This window comes from Micrococcus sp. 116 (assembly GCF_902506395.1).
Taxonomy (GTDB): Bacteria; Actinomycetota; Actinomycetes; order Actinomycetales; family Micrococcaceae; genus Micrococcus; species Micrococcus luteus.
In genome coordinates, this window is the sequence record NZ_LR732370.1 from 810,968 (window position 1) to 831,197 (window position 20,230).

Below are 20,230 nucleotides of genomic sequence, written 5' to 3' on the forward strand. Positions count from 1 at the left end.
CCTTCGAGGCGGGAAATCCGGCGTATTCCGCGCTTCTGAGCGCAGGTGCGCTCGATTTCCCGCCGCGAAGTGGAGCGGCGCGCCTGGCCGGGCGGGGCGGGCCCACGACGTCGTGAGCCCGGACCTGCCCGAGTGGCTGCCGCTGCCCCTGCGGGCCTAGACTGTCCCGGACCCGCGCCCCGCTGACCGTGCTCTCGAGAGCCCCCGGAATCCGCGGATTCTCAACGAATTCTTCTGAAGGATGTGCCCTGCCGTGACCGAGACCCAGCAGTCCCACCTCGTCGAGGCGATCAACTGGAACCGCATTCAGGACGAGAAGGACGTGGAGGTGTGGAACCGCCTCGTCAACAACTTCTGGCTGCCGGAGAAGGTGCCGCTGTCCAACGACGTCCAGTCCTGGTCCCACCTCACGGATGAGGAGCGGCTGCTCTCCATGCGCGTGTTCACGGGCCTGACCCTGCTGGACACGATCCAGGGCACCGTGGGCGCCGTCTCCCTCATCCCGGACGCCATGACCCCGCACGAGGAGGCCGTCCTCACGAACATCGCGTTCATGGAGTCGGTGCACGCGAAGTCGTACTCCTCGATCTTCTCCACGCTGGCCTCCACCCCGGAGATCGACGAGGCGTTCCGCTGGTCCCGTGAGAACCGGAACCTGCAGGCCAAGGCCCGCCTGATCGTGGAGCGCTATGACGGCCAGGACCCGTACAAGAAGAAGATCGCCTCCACCCTGCTCGAGTCCTTCCTCTTCTACTCGGGCTTCTACTGGCCCATGTACCTCTCCGGGCACGCCCGCCTCACCAACACCGCCGACCTGATCCGCCTGATCATCCGCGACGAGGCGGTGCACGGGTACTACATCGGCTACAAGTACCAGCGGAGCATCGAGACCCTGCCGGAGGAGAAGCGGGAGGAGCTCAAGGCGTTCACCTTCGAGCTGCTGTTCGAGCTGTACGAGAACGAGGTCGAGTACACCCATGACCTCTACGACGCCGTCGGTCTGGCCGAGGACGTGAAGAAGTTCCTGCACTACAACGCGAACAAGGCGCTGATGAACCTGGGCTACGAGCCCATGTTCCCGGCCGAGACCACGAACGTGAACCCCGCCATCCTCTCCGCGCTCTCCCCGAACTCGGACGAGAACCACGACTTCTTCTCCGGCTCCGGCTCCTCCTACGTGATCGGCAAGGCCGAGAACACCGAGGACGAGGACTGGGACTTCTGATCCCGTCCGCCTGAGCCCCGTCCCGACGACGGCCGGTCGCCTCCCCGCGGAGGCGCCCGGCCGTCGTCGTCTCGCGGGGGCATCACACGTCGGCCCCGGGCCCCGCAGTATGACGCTGCGCGTCACCGCCCTGCCCGATGGAGCGCACACGCTGCGATAGGCTTGGGCCCAGCTTCAGGAGAAGCGGCTGTGGACCCCGCCTCGGCGGGTCCACGTGGTCCCACGACGAGCCGCTCGCCAACCCCATGTTCACGGGTGGCAACGGACCGAGAAGCGGCCCGCCTCCGCTGCGTGCAGACCCCTCGAGGGGAGCCCGCGGTGACTGGGGGACGGGCAAGAGCAGCGTTCGAAAGGATCCCGGCCTCCGGCTCGGGGCGTCTCTCGCCCCCCGCCCGCCGTGCTGTGCCCCGCGGGGAATCACCCACCGCACGGCCCACCCCGCACCGTTCCGCACCCGCCGTGCCCACCCGCGCCGGCGACGTCGCACCGTCCTCCAAGGAGAACCCCATGACGACCCCCTCGAACATCTCCCGCCGCTCCTTCGCCGGCCTGTCCTTGGCCGCCGTCGGCGCGTTCGCCCTGACCGCCTGCAACTCGCAGGCCGAGAAGAAGGGCGACGACGGCGCCCAGACCGTGCGCATCGGCGTCGTGTCCGAGAACGAGACGCACCGCGCCCTGGTGAAGCTCGCCAAGGAGAAGCACGGCATCGACGTCGAGATCCGCAACTTCACCGAGTACACGCAGCCGAACCCGGCGCTGGACAACGGCGACATCGACATGAACTGGTTCCAGCACATCGCCTACCTGGCCGACTACAACCAGGCCTCCGGCAAGGACCTGACGCTGATCGGGACCACCGAGATCATCCCGCTGCCCCTGTACTCCAAGAAGTACAAAGACGTCTCCGAGTTCAAGAAGGGCGACACCGTCGCCATCCCGAACGACACCGTGAACCAGGCCCGCGCCATCAACGTGCTCGTCGCCGCCGGCCTGTTGAAGCTGTCCAACGAGACCATCCGCCCGGAGGTCCGCGACATCGACGAGGCCGCCTCCACCGTGACGGTGCAGCCCGTGGCCGCGCAGCAGACCGTGAACGCGCTCGAGTCCGTGCAGGGCGCGGTCATCAACAACACGTTCTCGGCCGACGCCGGCATCGACACGAACACCGCCCTGTTCAAGGACGACCCCCAGGCCGACTCCGCCAAGCCGTTCGTCAACGGCTTCGCCGTGCGCCGCGCGGACCGCGAGAACGAGACCTACAAGAAGGTCGCGGCCCTGTACCACGAGCAGGCCGTGCTGGACGAGTCCGCGAAGCTCTCCTCCGACACGAGCGTGCCGGTGCAGCTCGACGCCGCCCAGATCGACGAGACCCTGAAGCAGTACCAGGACGCGATCGCGAAGCAGGACGCCTGATCCATGGCAGGTTCCCATACGTCCGACCGTGACGCGGTCACCCCGGGGCGCCACTCTGAGGGCGCCCCGGGGGAGCCGGTCATCGTCTTCGACCACGTCAGCCGCGTCTACGCCGCCAAGAAGGGCCGCGGCGTCACGGCCGTGGACGACGTCTCGCTCTCCGTGCGACGCGGCGAGGTCTTCGGCGTGATCGGCTTCTCCGGCGCCGGCAAGTCCACCCTGATCCGCATGATCAACGGGCTGGAGAAGCCGACGTCGGGCACCGTCACGGTGCTGGGCCAGCAGGTCTCCCACCTGTCCGAGGCGAAGCTGCGTCCGCTGCGCACCCGCATCGGCATGGTGTTCCAGCAGTTCAACCTGCTGACCTCCCGCACGGTGGCCGGGAACATCGAGTTCGCCCTGGACACGGCCGGCTGGCCACGCTCCAAGCGCCGCGCTCGCGTGGCGGAGCTGCTCGAGTTCGTCGGCCTGGCGGACAAGGCCAAGCACTACCCGGAGCAGCTCTCGGGCGGCCAGAAGCAGCGCGTCGGCATCGCCCGCGCCCTGGCCGCCGAGCCGGAGATCCTGCTCGCGGACGAGGCCACCAGCGCCCTGGATCCCTCGACGACGCACGAGGTGCTCTCCGTGCTGCGCCGCGTCAACGAGGAGCTCGGGGTCACGATCGTGGCCATCACCCACGAGATGGAGGTCATCCGCTCGATCGCCGACCGCGTCGCCGTGATGGACACCGGCCGCGTGGTGGAGTCCGGCAAGGTCTACGACCTCTTCTCTCGGCCCGCCCACTCCGCCGACGCCGCGTCCTTCGTGGCCACGGCGCTCAAGGACCGGCCGAATGCCGAGGAGGTGGCCCGCATCCGGGCGCGCACCGAGGGTCGGCTGATCATGGTCTCGCTCAAGGACTCCGCCGCGGTCTCGGCGGTGCTCGGCACCGCATCGACGCGCGGCGTGGGCTTCGAGATCGTCCACGGCGGCATGTCCGCCACCAAGGACTCCGCGTACGGCCTGCTCACCGTGGCGCTCACGGGCGAGGCCGCCGCGGTGGACGCGTTTGTCGCGGACCTGGCCGGCGCCGGAGACGTGCAGGAGGTGCACCAGTGATCGACCGATTCCAGAACCTCGACTGGGGGTACTACGGCCCCGAGCTGATGACCGCCGTGGGGGACACCCTCTACATGGTCGGCTGGTCCTTCATCCTCGGCGGCATCCTCGGCCTGCTGGTCGGGCTCGTCCTCTACACCACGCGCCCGGGCGGCATCTTCGCCAACCGTGCCGTCTACCTGGTCACGAACTTCATCGTGAACCTCATCCGGCCCATCCCGTTCGTCATCCTCATCGCCGCCCTGCAGCCGCTGACCATCGCGGTGCTCGGCACCGGCATCGGCAACACCGCCGTGGTGTTCTGCATGATCTGGGCGTCCACGTTCGGCATCGCCCGCATCGTGGAGCAGAACCTCGTCTCGCTGGACCCCGGCGTGATCGAGGCCGCCCGCGCGATGGGCGCCTCCCGCATGCGGATCGTGCGCGCCGTGGTGCTGCCCGAGGCCCTCGGCCCGCTGATCCTCGGCTTCACGTTCGTGATCATCTCGCTCGTGGACATGTCCGCGATGGCGGGCATCATCGGCGGCGGCGGCGTCGGCAACTTCGCCATCGTGGAGGGCTACAACCGGTTCCGTCCGGAGGTCACCTGGCTGGCCGTGATCGTGGTGATCGTGTTCGTCCAGGCGCTGCAGCTGATCGGCAACGGCATCGCCCGCAAGGTCATGCGCCGCTGAACCCCGGCTCGGTCCGCACGACGACGGCCGGTGACATCCCCGCGGGGACGTCACCGGCCGTCGTCGTTCTGGCAGACTTCGGCCCATGACCGACATCACCTCCACCCCCGCGACCTCCGTCGCCGACGATCCCCTGGCCTTCTACGTCCGCCTCGGCGAGCCCACCGTGGACGCCGACGGCGTCCGCACCTCCCGCGTGCGCTCCACCGTGCACGCCCAGGGCGCATGGCGGGAAGAGGAGATGCACATGGCCGCCGTCTCGGGCCTGCTGCTGCACGAGGTCGCCGCGCACGAGACCACTCCCGGGCTGCGGGTGGGACGGCTCTCCTACGACATCCTGGGCACGCTCTGGTCGGGCGAGCTCGAGGTGGTCACGCGCACCCTGCGTCCGGGCCGGACCATCGAGCTCGTCGAGTCCGTGCTCCACGCCCGGGGCCGCACCGTGCTGACCCTGCGGGCCTGGCTGCTGTCCACCTCGGACACCTCCGCCGTCGCCCAGCTGCCGGACGAGCCCCTCCCGCCGCGCTCGCAGGCGCAGTCGCACAACGCGCTCCACGGATGGGGAGGCGGGTACATCGCCTCCCTCGACGGCGTCATCCTGCCCGGCCACGGGCCGGGCCACGGCCGGGTGTGGCTCACCACGGACCGCGAGATGGTGGCGGGGGAGAGCACGAGCGACCTGGTGCGCCTGATCAGCCTCACCGACGCAGCCAACGGGATCGCCCCGGCCCTGCCGGCGAAGCCGGGCGGGTGGTTCTTCCCCAACGTGGACCTGCAGATCCACCTGTACCGCGAGCCCACCGGCCACTGGCTCGGCCTCGCGGGGCAGGTCACGGTGGGCCCGGACGGCGTGGGCCTGACCAGCACCGTCCTCCACGACGACGACGGCCCCTTCGCCCACGTCGAGCAGACCCTCACCCTGCGCTCCTGGCCGGTCGAGGGCGGCCTGTGAGTGCAGCTCCCCGGCTGCGCTGGGCTGTGCAGGAGCGGACCCTCGGGGCCGTCGAAGACCTCGACTGGGCCATGGGCGAGCTGGCCGTCTTCCGCGCCGCCGCGGCCGAGGGAAGGGCCCTCGACGATCTGATCCGCGTCTACGTGCCCGAACCGACGGTCGCGTTCGGCCAGCGCGACGCGCGGCTGCCCGGTTTCGCGGCCGCGGCTGCGGCGGCCCGGGCCCACGGCTTCGCGCCGGCGGTGCGCCGGGCCGGCGGGAGGGCGGCGGCCTACCATCACGGCTGCCTGGTGGTGGACCACCTGAGCCAGCAGGAGGACGCGGCACTCACCCAGCAGGCCCGGTTCGCCGAGTTCGCCGACCTGTTCGTGCGGGCGTTCGCGCGCATGGACGTGCCCGCCTCCGTGGGCGAGATCCCGGGGGAGTACTGCCCGGGCGAGTTCTCCGTGCAGGGTCCTGCGCCGACGTACCCGGTGAAGCTGGCCGGCTCCGCGCAGCGCGTGGTGAAGGGGGCGTTCCTGTTCTCCACCCACGTGGTGGTGTCCGACCCCGCTCCGCTGCGGGCCGTGCTCGTCGACGTCTACCGGGAGCTCGGCCTGGACATGGACCCCCGCACGGCGGGCGCGGCCGAGGACGTGCGTCCCGGGGTGAGCGTTCCCGCGTTCGCCGCGGCCCTGCGGGAGGAGTACACGGCGTGGGCGGCCGCCGCCGGGATCGAGGTCGTGGCCGAGCAGCTCGCCGTCCTCGGCGCGCGCACCTCCGGCTGAGGGCACGGACTGGCTGCGGGCGGGCCGTCAGGCCGTGAGATCCGCGATGATCTCCCGCTTGCGTCGCGGGGTGAAGCCGGCCGCCACGGCCGCCGCCCGGCGCGCCGCGTCCGTCCGGTACAGGGACCAGCCCCGCTGCACGAGGAACGGCACCGGCTTGCGGCGTTCGGCGACATCGCGCACGAACCGGCGGGCCGCCGTCGTGGTCCGCGCCTGGTCGATGTACCAGGCCGCGTAGCGGACTCCGGCCCGGTCCAGGGCGGCGGGCATGCGCTCGGCGAAGATGCCCTCCGCCACGATCACCCCGCCCGGCTCGAGCGCGACGGTGCTGTGCCCGCGGACGGAGGACGTGGAGATGTCGTAGTCGGGCACGCGCGTGGCGCCCTCCTCGAGCAGTTCGACGACGGCGTCCACGGCCGCCTGCTCATCCCACGTTCCGGGGTGGTCCCAGTCGATCTCACCGTAGGGGGTGCGCGGGAACACGGGGCCGGGCCCGCCCGCGGCGCCGTCGTCGGACTGCGGACGGTAGAACGCATCGAGCGAGAGGTGGGGCCGGCCGTGCCGCCGGGCCAGGTAGGACTTGCCGGAGCCCGACGCGCCGCCGAGCAGGATCACGGAGGGAGGGGGCGAGGCGGGGAGGATGGTCACGGGGGACCATTCTTCCCCACCTCGGCGCGTCCTCAGTGGCCGCGGTCGATCCACTCCTGCAGGTGCGGCTTCTCCGTGCCGATTGTGGTGGAGTCGCCGTGGCCGGTGTGGACCACGGTGGCCTCCGGCAGCGGGAACAGGCGCTCGCGGATGGACTCGATGATCGTGTCGAAGTCCGAGTACGAGCGGCCGGTGGCGCCGGGCCCGCCCTGGAACAGGGTGTCGCCGGAGAACACGACGCCGGTCGGGGCGCCGTCGTCGCCGGCCTCGCCCAGCGCGGGGGCGTACAGGCAGACCGAGCCGGGGGAGTGGCCGGGGGTGTGCAGCACCCGCAGCTCGACGCCGGCCACGCGCAGGACGTCGCCCTCGGCGAGCGCGCCGTCGGGCTCCTCGTCGGGGAAGACGTCGTCCCAGAGCATGCGGTCTGCGGGGTGGAGCAGCACGGGGGCGTCCACCATCTGGCGGAACTCCTGGACCTGGCGGATGTGGTCGTCGTGGCCGTGGGTGAGGACGATGGCCAGCACCTGGCGGCCGTTCACCTTCTTCCAGACGGCCGAGGCGTCATGGGCCGGGTCGATGACGACGCACTGCTCCGCGCCGCCGACGATCCACACGTTGTTGTCCACGTCGAACGTCTCCCCGTCCAGGGAGAACGTGCCGGAGGTGACCAGGTGATCGATGCGCGCCATCAGAGCACCACCACCGAGCGCAGGACGTCGCCGGACTTCATCGTCTCGAAGGCCTCGTTCACCTCGTCCAGGGCGATGGTCTCCGTGACGAACTCGTCCAGCGGCAGGCGGCCCAGGCGGTACTGGTCCACGAGCATGGGGAAGTCGCGCTCCGGCAGGCAGTCGCCGTACCACGAGGACTTCAGCGCGCCGCCGCGGCCGAACACCTCCGGCAGGGGCAGCTTCAGTTCCATGCCGGGGGTGGGCACGCCCACCAGGACGACGCGGCCGGCCAGGTCCCGGGCGTAGAACGCCTGCTCGTAGGTCTCCGGGCGGCCGACCGCATCGATGACCACGTCGGCGCCGAAGCCGCCGGTCGCCGCGCGGATGGCCTCCACGGGGTCCTCGTCCTTCGAGTTCACGGTGTGGGTGGCGCCGAGCTCCTTGGCCTTGGCGAGCTTCTTGGCGTCGATGTCCACCGCGATGATCGTGGTGGCGCCGGCGAGCTTCGCCCCGGCGATCGAGGCCACGCCGACGCCGCCGCAGCCGATCACGGCCACGGACTCGCCGCGCTTGACCTCGCCGGTGTTGATGGCCGCGCCGATGCCGGCCATGATCCCGCAGCCGAGCAGGCCGACCGCGGCCTGTTCCTCGGGCGTGTCGACGCCGTCGACCTGGGTGCACTGCTTGGCGTGGACGAGCGTCTTGTCCGCGAACGCCCCGATGCCCAGGGCCGGGGACAACTCCGTGCCGTCCTCCAGGGTCATCTTCTGGGTCGCGTTGTGGGTGTTGAAGCAGTACTTCGGCTCGCCCTTGCGGCACGCGCGGCACTCGCCGCACACGGCGCGCCAGTTGAGGATCACGGTGTCGCCGACCTGGACGTGGTCGACGCCCTCGCCGATCGCGGAGACCACACCCGTGGCCTCGTGGCCGAGCAGGTACGGGTACTCGTCGCCGATCCCGCCCTGCTGGTAGTGCAGATCCGTGTGGCAGACGCCGCAGGTCTTGATGTCGACGACGGCCTCGCCGGGTCCCGGATCGGGGATGACGATGGTCTCGATGGTGACGGGGGCGTCCTTCGCCATGGCGACGACGCCGCGGACCTTCTGGGACACGTTGTTCCTCCTGGTGGTGGGGATCTGCCCGAGGCCGCGCATGCGTGAGGCGGCGCGGCGGGCGGGCTCGTTCTGCCCATCCCATCACAGGACCCTGTGCGACGCATCGGTGAGCAGCCGGGGGGCCTGGTGTATGGCGTCACCATGGCGGCCGGGGGAGACTGCAACCTGACCCGCAACACCGATGTGAACGGAGGGGCGAACCGTGGCAGGACATGGCAGAGACGAGGACGAGGCGTACGAGGCTCCGGAGGCTCCAGCCGGGGCTCCGGCCGGTGCCGGCACGCTCGCTCAGTGGCGCATCCTGCTGGTGGGGCTGCTGATCGGCGTCGGCCTGGGAGTGGTGTTCGGACTGGGCACCGAGAGTCCCTGGGGCACTGTGCTCGGCTGCGCGATGATGGGCTTCGCCCTCGGCATCGCGTGGATGTATGTCGATCGTGGCCGGGACGGGAGGGACCGCTGACGTGTGCGGCCGCTACGTGATGGCCCGCGCCACGAGCGACCTGGTGGCCCTGGGCGATGCCGAGACGAATGAGGAGCTGGTGCTGCGCCAGAGCTGGAACGTGGCGCCGACAGCCGAGGTGCCGATCCTCGTGGCGCATGCGGACGACGTCGGCGCCGGAGTGACCCGGCGGATCCACGTGGCGCGCTGGGGCCTGGTGCCGCCGTGGGCGAAGGAGCTGTCCGTGGGGTCCCGTGCGTTCAACGCGCGCTCGGAGACCGTGGCCTCCAAGCCGACGTTCCGGGCCGCCGTCCGCGCTCGACGCTGCGCCGTGCCGGTGGAGGGCTACTACGAGTGGAAGACGCCGGAGCCTGGCGCCAAGGGTCCCGACGGGCGGGCCGCGAAGAAGCAGCCCTACTACGTGCACCCGGCCGGGGCCGGGGACGGCGAGGGGCCGGTCATCTGGTTCGCCGGCCTGTACGAGTGGTGGCAGGACCCCGAGGCCAAGGCCGCGGGGGAGGACGCCTGGGTCCTCTCGACGACGATCCTCACCATGGCCGCGCCCGACGCGGACGACGACGATCCGGTGCTCGCCGCGCTCGGCCAGCTGCACGACCGGCTGCCCGTGCCCATGGATGCCGAGACGATGGACCGGTGGCTCGCTCCGGACACGCTCGGGTCTGCCGAAGAAGCCGACGCCCTCGTGGGCCAGGTGTGCGCCGGCGCGTACGACGTCGCGGCGGGCTGGTCGCTGCGGCCCGTGGGGAGCGCCGTGGGGAACGTCCGGAACAACGGGCCAGAACTGATCCAGGAGATGAGAGAGCAGCAGGGAACGCTGCTCTGAGAGACGGGGCGACGGGGATGACCTGCCCGTGAGACGCGGAAGCGCGGTGCCGCGGTGAGGCCGGAGACGGTCATCTCCTGTTCACCCTGTCCGTGGGCGGCACCCCGGTGGCCGCCCTCGACGACGAGACCGCCGGCATTCCGGAGGGCAACAGAGGCCCCTCTGCCGGGCTCGTCTACGCGTGGGGCGAGCACAGCCGGGCCGACCCCGTGTTTGGGGACTACCCCGAGCGGGTCCTCGCGCTGAAGTACGCCGAGCCGGGCGTGGAGCTGCCATTGTGGTCCAAGCGCCAGGGCGACGACGCGTCGGTCGCGGAACTCTCGTGGGGTCCGCGCTGGGGCACCCTCTGGCGCGACACCGCGTTGGAATTTTCACCGGGTTTCACTACCTCGCCGACGCGACATACCCGACCGACGACCGCCTCGTTCGCGACTGGTCGCTGGACGGGGTGACCAGGAGTGAGGACGTCATTATCACCCAGGACGCGGAGCGGTCCGACGTCTTCGCACTCGTGGAGTCGCTCGCGGATGGGCAGAAGCCCCGGGCCCTGAACGTGCCGGCGGGGGAGGACGCCCACACGACCCCGGACACGGTCGAGACCGGGCGTGAGGTTCCGGCGGGCGCGCTCGGAGCGCTCGCGGCCCTCGGCGCGGGACTCGTGCTCATGGCCCGGGGGCGGGTGCGCCGGGTCTGACACACCCGGCCGACGAGGGGGCCGCGGGGCGGTGGACGGGAGACCGTCGGCCGCCCCGCGGTCTGTGCTCAGCCGGCCGGAGCGGATTCGATGGGGCCGGTGCAGCCCCAGGCTGAGGAGTCGACGCTGCAGTCATCGGCGACATTGCGGGTGATGGTGCGCCAGATATTCGCGGTGACAGGGGCCGAGTCGAGGCTGATGGTGCCCGGGATGAGCACCCACTCGCCCCCGGCCTCCCGGTATTCGCCGATGTAGACGGTGGTGAGGCGGACCGTGTACTGCCCGGTGTCCTCGTACACGTGGCTCGTGGGGGTGGGGACGTTGAACTCCGGCTGGCTCTGGCCTGCGACCGAGGTGGTCTTGGTGGGGGAGCCGTCCCCGTAGTCCCAGTGGAAGCTCACCGGCGTGGCGCGGAGTTCGACCTCGACCCCGTTGAGGGTGGTGACGAGCGTGCGTGTCTCGGCGTCTGCGTAGAAGTTGGTCTCCGCATTGCGGATCCCGCGTCCGCCATTGTCCGACCGGATCTCAGGCTCCAGCACGAGGAGCGTGCGGACCTCGTCGATGGAGACGGGCGGGGCGCCGTTGCTGGAGGCCTTGGCCGTCCAACATTTAGGGGCGCCATAGGCGGGATTAGCATCAGGCTGACGAGTGTCTACGGTCTGCGCCCGGATCCACGAACCCTCGGGGCAGAAGTTCGCCTCTTGCTCTCGACAACTCTCGAAATCCGGATTGCCCAGCTGCCCCGAGAAGCATGCACTGACCGTTTTGTGCTCTAGGTGTGGGTCCGGGCGGGCGGCGGTCGCTGAGTAATCAGTTGCAACAACTGAACTCGAGGTTGCTGAGTGTCTATCTGAGCATCTCTTATTCGCCGCAATGCCCTTTTTATTTATTGAGTAGTGGCTCTTCGAAGAAGTGCACGACTCGATGTCTCGTGCGTGTGAAGGGGTGGCGGCGGCAGTGGTAGGCACGAATAGGAGGCTGATCAATAATGCCACTAATACAATCCAGGTGCGCCCCATCAGTTAGATCCGATCGAACCTTCATATGACATCTCATCAACAATCCAGTGTGAAGATTCGGGGTTAAACGAGACCTCCGCGATCCAAGGCTGCTTGGAGGCCGCTTCAACATCTCCGTTCTCGGGAACAACCCCGCCCTTGGTGTATCCCGTTCCTGTGCCCGTAGTGACAAGGAGTGTCGAGACATACCCGGTTTCGGATCGATGAGTCAGAATCGAATCGATCTGTACCTCAGTGCCGGTGTACCACCCCCCGTCTTTGTAGATCATTTGCAGGTCGTTCGAGCTGAACTGGCAGAACTCGCAATACTCGCTGTAGAGAGAGTCGAGGAGTTCCGTGTCTCCGGTCTGCTCGGCGTAGTAGTGCACGTCCCAGAAATAGCGAATCGCCGCCTCGGCGCCCTCCTTGGTCTCTTCCTTCATGGCGGCGGGCATCTCCGGCTTGGGCACGTTCTGAGCGGGACCGTCGGCAGACGCGGGCACGTATTCGCCGGACCCGCTCTCCGTGGCCATGGGGGATGAGCTGACGCCCGCGGTCTCGCTCGTGCTCGCGGTCTCGCTCGTGCTCGCGGGCGCGGACGTCTCGACGGCGGGCTTGGCGGACGAGGGCGACGTCGTCGACGACTCGGCGGGCTCGGACTGCCCGCCGCAGGCGGTCAGTGCGAGCGCCAAGGCCACGCTGAGCGTGCCGGCCTGGGCGAATCGGTGGCGGCGCAGGGCGCGCCCGGGTGCGGTGAGAGACATTTCCCCTCCAACTGGACGTCCGTCGTGTGTCCGCGCCTCCCGCGCTGATCCCGCAGCGCGGTGCCCGTGGCATGCGAGGCCCGGTTGGTTCGGAGTATACGCAGACGGATTGTGGTCCTGCTCGCATTGTCCACAGGGCCGTGCCGACGCACTTCTTCCGGCCCAAGAGACGATTTTCTCGTGCATGTGCGCTCCAGGGTCGGATTCGAGGTCCCCGGCCAGGACTCGGCCAGCCGGTCTCACGAAAAGGGCGTTCCCGGCCTCGCTCGTCTCGGGGCGATGCGTCCTTAACGTGTCCGGCGGCCACCCTACCTTCGCACTCATCGCATTCGAACACATGTTCGAGTACGATCGGGGGTGCGGCCCCACCTTCCCACTTCTTCCCCGCGTCCGGTCCGCCGGACGGGCCGCGCTCCCATCGCCCGACGGCACCCCGTCGTCGGTCCGGTCAGCAGTGCACAGGGAGAGAAGCAGAATGGGAGTCCTCACACAGTCGGTGGCGGTGGAGTGCGGGGCAGACGGCACCCCGCAGGGGCTGCGCTGGAACGGGCGGGACTACGTCCTCGCAGAGCGCCCCGTGCGCTGGTTCGAGCGGCGCCGCTGGTGGGCGGAGGAGGTCCGCGCGGAGAAGGGCCGCGGCGCCGGTCTCGTCGACCACGAGATGTGGCGGCTGCAGGTCCGCCTGGCCCGGGCCGGCGCCGCGCCCCTGCAGACCCTCGACGTCGCCCACCACCTGGACTCCGGCCGGTGGCGGCTCGTGCGCGTCCACGAGCACGCCCAGGACCTGAGGCGGTCGGCATGAGCCAGGCCGCCGCGGCCGGACGCACCGCCGCACCCTTCGCCCACCTGCACGTCGCCTCCGCGTTCAGCGCCCACCATGGGGTCAGCTGGCCCGAGGACCTCGTGGCCGCCGCCGCGGCCGCGGACATGGACCTGCTGGCCTGCACCGACCGGGACGGGCTCTACGGCATGGCCAAGCACGTGGGCGCCTGCCTGCGCCACGGCATCACCCCGATCGTGGGCGTGGACCTGGCCGTCCGGTGGAGCGAGGACGAGAACGCCGGCCGCGTGGTCGTGCTCGCCCGAGGAGGCTGCCACGGCTCCGGCTACCGCTCCCTGTGCGAGCTCGTCTCCGCCGCCCACGCCCGCACCACCGGGGGAGCGGCAGGCGGCAGCCCCTGGGCCAGCGTCGCCGAGCTCGCCGCCGCGGCGGCCGGCCGAGTCCCCACCGCCGCCAACCGGGACAACCCGTCCACCCCCGAGCTGTTCGTCCTCCTCGGCCCGGACTCGGACGTCGGCCGCCACCTGGCCCGCCGCCGGTACGCGGCCGGCCTCGCCGCCCTGCACCGCTGGAAGGCGGCCCTGCCCGCAGGCAGCCCCCACGCCGACGTCGTCACCCACCTCTCCGCCCCCGGCCGCCGCCTCGACACCGGGCACGCCGTGAAGACCCTCCGCGCCGCCCGCCAGGCCCGCATCCCCGCCGTCCTGACCAACGCCGTGCGCTACGCGGCCCCGGACGGTGCCGCCACCGCGGACGTCCTCGACGCCGTCCGTGCCCTCAGCTCCCTCGACGCCCTCCACGACCTGCAACCCAACGGGCAGGGCTGGCTCAAGTCCACCGCCGCCATGCACCGCATCGCCCACGAGGTCGCCGCCGCCGCCGACGACCGCCCTGCCCCCCTGCTCGAGGCCACCCGCCGCCTCGCCGAGGCCTGCGCGCTCGACCCCGAGACCGACCTCGGCTGGGGCGTGCCCCGCGTCCCCGAGGCCGCCGTCATCGGCATCGACGGCCCCCCGGAGCACGTGCTGCGCGAGCGCACCCGCACCGGCCTCCTCGCCCGCTACCCCCACCTCCACACCGGGGGAGGCCTCCCCGGCACCAGCCAGGCGGCCCGGGACCTGCAGGACCGCGCCGAACACGAGCTCGGCATCATCACCCGACTCGGCTTCTCCTCCTACTTCCTCACCGTGGCCGCCGTCGTCGACCTCATCGAGGGCATGGGCATCCGCGTGGCCGCCCGCGGCTCCGGCGCCTCCTCCCTCGTCAACCACGCCCTGCGGATCTCCCATGTCGACCCCATGGCCAACGGCCTGATCATGGAGCGCTTCCTCTCCACCGACCGCTCCACCCTCCCGGACATCGACATCGACGTGGAGTCCGCCCGCCGCCACGAGATCTACCATGCCGTCGTCGAGCGCTTCGGCGCCGAGCGCACCACCCTCATGAGCATGCAGAACGCCTACCGGGCCCGCGGCGCCGTCCGCGACGCCGGCCTCGCCCTCGGCATGCCCGAACCCGAGGTGGACGCCATCGCCAAGCAGCTCTGGCGCTTCTCCGCCTCGAACTTCCGCGAGGCCCTCCAGCGCATGCCCGAACTCGGCGGCCTCTCCCGCCGCATCGAGTCCGGCCGCGCCGAGGGCGACCGCCAGCTGGACCTGCTCGTCGACCTCACCGAACGCCTCGACCGCCTGCCCCGCCACATCTCCATGCACCCCTGCGGCGTCATCCTCGGCGACGCCGCCCTGCTGCACCGCACCCCCGTCCAGCCCTCCGGCATGGGCCTGCCCATGAGCCAGTTCGACAAGCACGACATGGACCCCATGGGCTTCCTCAAGCTCGACATCCTCGGCGTGCGCATGCAGTCCGCCATCGCCTACACGATCGCCGAGGTCGAACGCACCACGGGCGAGCGCATCGACCTCGAACAGGTGCCCCTGGACGACGACGCCACCTATGCGATGATCCGCACCACCCACACCCTCGGCTGCTTCCAGATCGAGTCCCCGGGCCAGCGCGAACTCGTCGGCAAACTCGCCCCCCGCGAGTTCAACGACCTCACCGTGGACATCTCCCTCTTCCGCCCCGGCCCCATGCAGTCCGACATGGTCCGGCCCTTCCTCGAACAGCGGCACGGCTGGGCACCCGCCCACTACCCGCACCCCGACCTGCGGCCCGTCCTCGCCGAGACCCACGGGGTCACCGTCTTCCACGAACAGGTCCTACGCACCATGGACGTCATGACCGGCTGCGGACTGGCCCGCGCCGACGAGCACCGCCGCCTCCTCGGCGGCCCGCAGGAACACCTCGTCGAAGAGGCCTTCCGCACCGGCGCCCTCGCCCGCGGCTACTCCCTCGAAGTCATCGACGAGGTCTGGGCCACCCTCTCCGCCTTCGGCTCCTTCGGCTTCTGCAAGGCCCACGGCGCCGCCTTCGCCGTCCCCACCTACCACTCCGCCTGGCTCAAGACCCACCACCCCGCCGCCTTCATGGCCGCCATCCTCGAACACGACCCCGGCATGTACCCCGCCCGCCTCATGGTCGCCGAGGCCCGCCGCATGGGCATCCCCGTCCTGCCCGTGGACGTCAACGCCTCCTCGCGCCACGTCCACGTCGAGTGGGTCCCCGCCCACCCCGAGGTCGACGACGGCGCCCCCGGCCGCTGGGGCATCCGCCTGCCCCTCACCAGCCTCTCCGGACTCAGCGAAGCCGAGACCGACCGCCTCGACGCCGGCCGCCCCTACCGCTCCCTCGCCGACGTCCGCGACCGCGCCCGCCCCACCGCCCGCAACCTCGAACGCCTCGCCCAGCTCGGCGCCCTCGACTGCCTCCTCCCACCCGGCGGCGCCTCCCGCACCGACCTCGTCCACCACCTCGAACTCCAGCACTCCACCACCCGCGGCACCGCCCCCGGCCGCACCGCCCCGCGCTCGCGGTCCGCCCGTCCGCGGCAGGTGGAGGGCCAGCTGGCCCTGGACCTGCCGGACACCGAGCTCACCGCCCTCGCCCCGCTCTTCCCTGACCCGGGCCCGGCCGCCCGGGTCCGCACCGAGCTGGAGCTCACCGCCCTGGACGTCACCGCCCACCTCATGGACTCCCACGCCCCGTACCTGGACGCGCTCGGCGTCACCCGGGCGAAGGACCTGCTCGGGCTGCGCACGCAGTCCCGGGTGCTCGTGGCCGGGGTGCGCGTGGCCACCCAGACCCCGCCCATGCGCAGCGGCAAGCGGGTGGTGTTCCTCTCCGTGGACGACGGCACCGGCTGCGTGGACGCCTCCTTCTTCACCGAGGCCCAGCACGCCTCCGGGGAGATGCTCTTCTCCGCCCGCCTCCTGCTGATCGAGGGCACCGTCCGGCGCACCGGCGACCGGGCCGTGTCCGTCCAGGCCGTGCGCGCCTGGGACCTGCACCGGCCCGAGACGCTCCCGGACCCCGACTACCTGGACGCCACCCGGCAGCAGTGGCGGGACTGGCTCGCGGCGGACCGCCGAGCCGCCGCCGCGCGCCGCAGCGGCCGGGCGGGCACCGGAGCGCAGCCCCTGCCGGACATCCCGCACCACGGCACGGGCGGCTGGCCCGTGAAGGTGCGCACCGACGTCGGGCCGGCCGGCGGGGCCCGCCCCGGCCGCACGGCACCGGGTCGGCCCGCGCCGGAGCACCCCCCGATCCCGGTGCCCCACCCGGAGACGTGGGAGCTGCTGCCCACCCCGGACAGATGAGACCGTCCGCCTCCGTGCCCCGCCGTCCGGCCGCACCCCTAGAATGGGACGCGGCCGACGGTGGCCCCCGTACGCCACCGATCCCGAAGCCAGACCTCGAAGGAGCACCGTGTCGGAGCCGAAGAACATCCTGCTGACCGTGGACGGAGAGCTGCGGGAGGTGACGCACGGCACCACCGGCCTCGACCTCTTCCGCGAGAAGCCGACCACCGCCGTCATGCGGGTGGACGGCCTGCTCTGGGACCTGGCCCGGGAGATCCCCGCCGGCGCGTCCGTCGAAGCGGTGGACATCACGGAGCCCGAGGGCCTCGAGGTGCTGCGGCACTCCACCGCCCACGTGATGGCCCAGGCCGTGCAGCAGCTGCGCCCGGGCGCCAAGCTCGGCATCGGCCCGTACATCACGGACGGCTTCTACTTCGACTTCGACGTCGACGAGCCCTTCACCCCCGAGGACCTCAAGCAGATCTCCTCGCTCATGCAGAAGATCGTGAAGTCCGGCCAGACCTTCCGCCGCCGCGTCGTGGACGAGGAGACCGCCCGCGCCGAGATGGCGGACGAGCCCTACAAGCTCGAGCTGCTCGGCAAGAAGGATGCCGCGGACACCGCCGGCGAGGGCGCCTCCGTGGAGGTCGGGGCCGGGGAGATCACCATCTACGACAACGTGGACCGCAAGACCGGCGACGCCGTGTGGTGCGACCTCTGCCGCGGCCCGCACCTGCCCTCCACCAAGCTCATCGGCAACGGCTTCGCGCTCACCCGCTCCGCCGCCGCCTACTGGCTCGGCAACGAGAAGAACAAGCAGCTGCAGCGCATCTACGGCACCGCGTGGGCCAGCAAGGACGACCTCAAGGCCTACCAGGAGCGCCTCGCCGAGGCCGAGCGCCGCGACCACCGCAAGCTCGGCGCCGAGCTGGATCTCTTCTCCTTCCCGGACGAGCTCGGCTCCGGCCTGCCCGTGTTCCACCCGCGCGGCGGCATCATCCGCAAGGAGATGGAGGACTACTCCCGTCGGCGCCACACCGAGGCCGGCTACGAGTTCGTCTACACCCCGCACATCACCAAGCAGCACCTCTACGAGGTGTCCGGCCACCTCGACTGGTACGCGGACGGCATGTTCCCGCCCATGCACATCGACGAGGTCCGTGATCCCGAGACCGGCGAGATCACGCGCCAGGGGCAGAACTACTACCTCAAGCCGATGAACTGCCCCATGCACAACCTGATCTACCGCTCCCGCGGCCGGTCCTACCGTGAGCTGCCGCTGCGGCTGTTCGAGTTCGGCTCCGTGTACCGGTACGAGAAGTCCGGCGTGGTCCACGGGCTCACGCGCGTGCGCGGCATGACCCAGGACGACGCCCACATCTACTGCACCCGCGAGCAGATGAAGGAGGAGCTGACCACCACGCTCAACTTCGTTCTCGACCTGCTCAAGGACTACGGCCTCAACGACTTCTACCTCGAGCTCTCCACGAAGGACCCGGAGAAGTTCGTCGGCTCCGACGAGATCTGGGAGGAGGCCACCCGCACCCTCGCCGAGGTCGCGGAGGCCTCCGGTCTGCAGCTCGTCCCGGATCCGGGCGGCGCCGCGTTCTACGGCCCGAAGATCTCGGTCCAGGCCCGGGACGCCATCGGCCGCACCTGGCAGATGTCCACCATCCAGCTGGACTTCAACCTACCCGAGCGCTTCGACCTCGAGTACCAGGCCGCCGACGGCACCCGTCAGCGCCCCGTGATGATCCACCGCGCCCTCTTCGGCTCCATCGAGCGCTTCCTGGGCGTCCTCACCGAGCACTACGCCGGCGCGTTCCCGGCCTGGCTCGCCCCGGAGCAGGTCGTGGCCATCCCGGTGGCCGAGGCATTCAACGACTACCTGGACGACGTCGTCGCGAAGCTGCGCGCCGAGGGGATCCGGGCGCGCCTGGACGACTCCTCGGACCGCTTCCCGAAGAAGATCCGCACCGCGGCCAAGGAGAAGGCGCCGTTCGTGCTGATCGCCGGCGGCGAGGACAGGGAGGCGAACGCCGTGTCCTTCCGCTTCCGCGACGGCACCCAGGACAACGGCGTGCCGGTGGAGGAGGCGATCGAACGCATCGTGAAGGCGGTGCGCGAGCGCGAGGTCACCCCATGACCAGCCCCGGCACCGGCGGATCCGACGCGCGGGCGCAGGCCCGCGCGTCGGCGGACGCCGCCGCCACGGACGGCTTCGAGCTGCCCGGCGCCCCGGACGCCTTCGAGCGGTTCTGGAACGCCCACCGCATGGCGTACGTGTCCAAGGGGACGGGCCAGGTCAAGGACGAGCACACCTGCCCGTTCTGTGCGGCCCCGCAGCGCGACGATGAGGACTCCCTCATCGTCCACCGCGGCCGCACCGCCTATGTGGTGCTGAACCTGTACCCGTACAACCCCGGCCACCTGCTCGTCTGTCCCTACCGCCACGTGCCCCTGTACACGGACACCACCACGGAGGAGGCCGCCGAGATGGCGGAGCTGACCCAGACGGCGATGCTCGCCCTCGGCCAGGCCGCCGGCGCGTCCGGCTACAACCTCGGCATGAACCAGGGGGCGGTGGCCGGCGCCGGGATCGCGGCCCATCTGCACCAGCACGTGGTGCCCCGGTGGACCGGCGACGGCAACTTCCTGCCGATCATCGCCCGGACCAAGAACATGTCGCAGACCCTGGGGGAGACCCGGCAGATCCTCGCGGACGTCTGGGACCGGGCCGCCCGGGACCACGCCGCGCGCCAGGCGGCCAACGCCCGTGCCGCGGCCGAGCATCCTCGCCCGGGGGCCGGAGACTCCGCCTGATGCTGGACCGTCACGCGCGCGGCGTCACCACCCGCCTGTTCACCCCGGTGGCCCGTGCGCTCCTGCGGGCCGGGGTCAGTCCGGACACCGTGACGGTCGTCGGCACACTCGGCGTGAGCCTGGGCGCGCTCGTGCTCTTCCCCCTGGGGCACCTGTTCTGGGGCACGCTCTTCATCACCGCGTTCGTGTTCTCGGACCTGGTGGACGGGATCATGGCGCGCGAGGCCGGGTCCACCGGCCGCTGGGGCGCGTTCCTCGACTCCACCCTGGACCGCGTGCAGGACGCGGCCGTGTTCCTCGGGCTGTGCCTGTGGGGCTTCGGCGTCGGCGCCGCACCCGCGGTCGGCGCGCTCTCCGGGGCCTGCCTCGCCCTGGGCATGCTCGTCTCCTACGTGCGTGCCAAGGCGGAGGCCCTCGGCTGGGACGCGCACGTGGGCATCGCCGAGCGCGCCGAACGGCTCGTGGCCACCCTCGTGGTCGCCGGCCTCACCGGCCTCGGTCTGCCCCCGGTCGTCCTGGCCGTCACCTTGGGGCTGCTCGCCGCAGCCTCCCTGGTCACCGTCGGCCAGCGCATGGCTGTGGTGCGCCGCCAGGCGCGCGACGACGCCTGACCGGCCCGGCCGCAG

20 protein-coding genes are annotated in these 20,230 nt (G+C 71.1%); 15 read left to right on the top strand and 5 right to left on the bottom strand.

The features are described from left to right. Positions 1–241 precede the first annotated feature (241 nt). The 6 genes from nrdF to CITRIK5_RS03850 all read left to right on the top strand — a co-directional run bounded on the left by nrdF (position 242) and on the right by CITRIK5_RS03850 (position 6,129). Complete coding sequence (gene nrdF, locus CITRIK5_RS03825; protein ID WP_152743901.1) at positions 242–1,225, top strand: class 1b ribonucleoside-diphosphate reductase subunit beta; 984 nt, start codon at positions 242–244, stop codon at positions 1,223–1,225. A gap of 507 nt (positions 1,226–1,732) precedes the next feature. After that, positions 1,733–2,638, top strand: a complete 906-nt coding sequence (locus CITRIK5_RS03830; RefSeq protein WP_123244148.1) for a MetQ/NlpA family ABC transporter substrate-binding protein — start codon at positions 1,733–1,735, stop codon at positions 2,636–2,638. Between the two features lie 3 nt (positions 2,639–2,641). Then, the gene (locus CITRIK5_RS03835) at positions 2,642–3,736 is read left to right on the top strand and encodes a methionine ABC transporter ATP-binding protein (RefSeq protein WP_159833103.1); all 1,095 of its coding nucleotides are present in this window, start codon (positions 2,642–2,644) and stop codon (positions 3,734–3,736) included. Further along, positions 3,733–4,410 carry a methionine ABC transporter permease gene (locus CITRIK5_RS03840; RefSeq protein WP_036313181.1) on the top strand — a complete coding sequence of 226 codons (678 nt, stop codon included), beginning with the start codon at positions 3,733–3,735 and terminating at the stop codon, positions 4,408–4,410. Before CITRIK5_RS03835 ends, CITRIK5_RS03840 begins: the two co-directional genes overlap by 4 nt. Positions 4,411–4,495: 85 nt before the next feature. Beyond that, the gene (locus tag CITRIK5_RS03845) at positions 4,496–5,362 is read left to right on the top strand and encodes a thioesterase family protein (RefSeq protein WP_036381633.1); all 867 of its coding nucleotides are present in this window, start codon (positions 4,496–4,498) and stop codon (positions 5,360–5,362) included. Next, the gene (locus CITRIK5_RS03850; protein WP_036381636.1) at positions 5,359–6,129 is read left to right on the top strand and encodes a lipoyl protein ligase domain-containing protein; all 771 of its coding nucleotides are present in this window, start codon (positions 5,359–5,361) and stop codon (positions 6,127–6,129) included. Before CITRIK5_RS03845 ends, CITRIK5_RS03850 begins: the two co-directional genes overlap by 4 nt. A gap of 27 nt (positions 6,130–6,156) precedes the next feature. Here the strand turns inward: CITRIK5_RS03850 and CITRIK5_RS03855 are convergent, their stop codons facing one another. The 3 genes from CITRIK5_RS03855 to CITRIK5_RS03865 are packed head-to-tail and all read right to left on the bottom strand — an operon-like array spanning position 6,157 to position 8,560. Continuing rightward, complete coding sequence (locus CITRIK5_RS03855) at positions 6,157–6,777, bottom strand: uridine kinase (RefSeq protein WP_036338950.1); 621 nt, start codon at positions 6,775–6,777, stop codon at positions 6,157–6,159. Positions 6,778–6,809: 32 nt separating this feature from the next. Beyond that, positions 6,810–7,466 carry an MBL fold metallo-hydrolase gene (locus tag CITRIK5_RS03860; RefSeq protein WP_004167600.1) on the bottom strand — a complete coding sequence of 219 codons (657 nt, stop codon included), beginning with the start codon at positions 7,464–7,466 and terminating at the stop codon, positions 6,810–6,812. Beyond that, positions 7,466–8,560, bottom strand: coding sequence for an S-(hydroxymethyl)mycothiol dehydrogenase (locus tag CITRIK5_RS03865; RefSeq protein ID WP_036381639.1), 1,095 nt, complete (start codon positions 8,558–8,560; stop codon positions 7,466–7,468). Before CITRIK5_RS03865 ends, CITRIK5_RS03860 begins: the two co-directional genes overlap by 1 nt. Before the next feature lie 205 nt (positions 8,561–8,765). Between CITRIK5_RS03865 and CITRIK5_RS03870 the strand changes: the two genes are divergently transcribed. From CITRIK5_RS03870 to CITRIK5_RS03885, 4 genes are all read left to right on the top strand, one after another. Next, positions 8,766–9,023, top strand: coding sequence for a hypothetical protein (locus CITRIK5_RS03870; protein ID WP_036381642.1), 258 nt, complete (start codon positions 8,766–8,768; stop codon positions 9,021–9,023). A 1-nt stretch (position 9,024) separates the two neighbouring features. Beyond that, positions 9,025–9,846 (top strand): SOS response-associated peptidase, encoded by an 822-nt coding sequence (locus CITRIK5_RS03875; protein ID WP_036381670.1) that lies wholly within the window; start codon positions 9,025–9,027, stop codon positions 9,844–9,846. Positions 9,847–9,938: 92 nt separating this feature from the next. Continuing rightward, a complete protein-coding gene (locus tag CITRIK5_RS03880; RefSeq protein ID WP_020628069.1) occupies positions 9,939–10,298 on the top strand; it encodes a hypothetical protein in 360 nt (119 codons plus the stop codon). Continuing rightward, positions 10,295–10,540, top strand: coding sequence for a hypothetical protein (locus tag CITRIK5_RS03885; RefSeq protein WP_036381645.1), 246 nt, complete (start codon positions 10,295–10,297; stop codon positions 10,538–10,540). The genes CITRIK5_RS03880 and CITRIK5_RS03885 overlap by 4 nt, the downstream gene beginning before the upstream one ends. A 68-nt stretch (positions 10,541–10,608) precedes the next feature. On the opposite strand, the gene CITRIK5_RS03890 is transcribed toward CITRIK5_RS03885, so the two are convergent. Further along, a complete protein-coding gene (locus tag CITRIK5_RS03890; RefSeq protein WP_004167595.1) occupies positions 10,609–11,079 on the bottom strand; it encodes a PKD domain-containing protein in 471 nt (156 codons plus the stop codon). 479 nt (positions 11,080–11,558) lie between these two features. Beyond that, complete coding sequence (locus CITRIK5_RS03895; RefSeq protein ID WP_119217322.1) at positions 11,559–12,302, bottom strand: DUF6318 family protein; 744 nt, start codon at positions 12,300–12,302, stop codon at positions 11,559–11,561. 475 nt (positions 12,303–12,777) lie between these two features. Here CITRIK5_RS03895 and CITRIK5_RS03900 point away from each other — a divergent pair, with 475 nt between their 5' ends. The 5 genes from CITRIK5_RS03900 to pgsA all read left to right on the top strand — a co-directional run bounded on the left by CITRIK5_RS03900 (position 12,778) and on the right by pgsA (position 20,215). Then, the gene (locus CITRIK5_RS03900; RefSeq protein WP_036338972.1) at positions 12,778–13,104 is read left to right on the top strand and encodes a DUF6504 family protein; all 327 of its coding nucleotides are present in this window, start codon (positions 12,778–12,780) and stop codon (positions 13,102–13,104) included. Further along, entirely contained in the window at positions 13,101–16,799 is a 3,699-nt protein-coding gene (locus tag CITRIK5_RS03905) for a DNA polymerase III subunit alpha (protein WP_159833105.1), read from the top strand. The genes CITRIK5_RS03900 and CITRIK5_RS03905 overlap by 4 nt, the downstream gene beginning before the upstream one ends. Before the next feature lie 109 nt (positions 16,800–16,908). Beyond that, positions 16,909–18,927 carry a threonine--tRNA ligase gene (thrS, locus tag CITRIK5_RS03910; protein WP_044659661.1) on the top strand — a complete coding sequence of 673 codons (2,019 nt, stop codon included), beginning with the start codon at positions 16,909–16,911 and terminating at the stop codon, positions 18,925–18,927. Further along, positions 18,924–19,604, top strand: coding sequence for an HIT domain-containing protein (locus CITRIK5_RS03915; protein WP_070708841.1), 681 nt, complete (start codon positions 18,924–18,926; stop codon positions 19,602–19,604). The genes thrS and CITRIK5_RS03915 overlap by 4 nt, the downstream gene beginning before the upstream one ends. Continuing rightward, positions 19,604–20,215, top strand: a complete 612-nt coding sequence (pgsA, locus tag CITRIK5_RS03920; protein WP_123244431.1) for a phosphatidylinositol phosphate synthase — start codon at positions 19,604–19,606, stop codon at positions 20,213–20,215. Before CITRIK5_RS03915 ends, pgsA begins: the two co-directional genes overlap by 1 nt. The last annotated feature ends 15 nt before the right edge of the window (positions 20,216–20,230 follow it).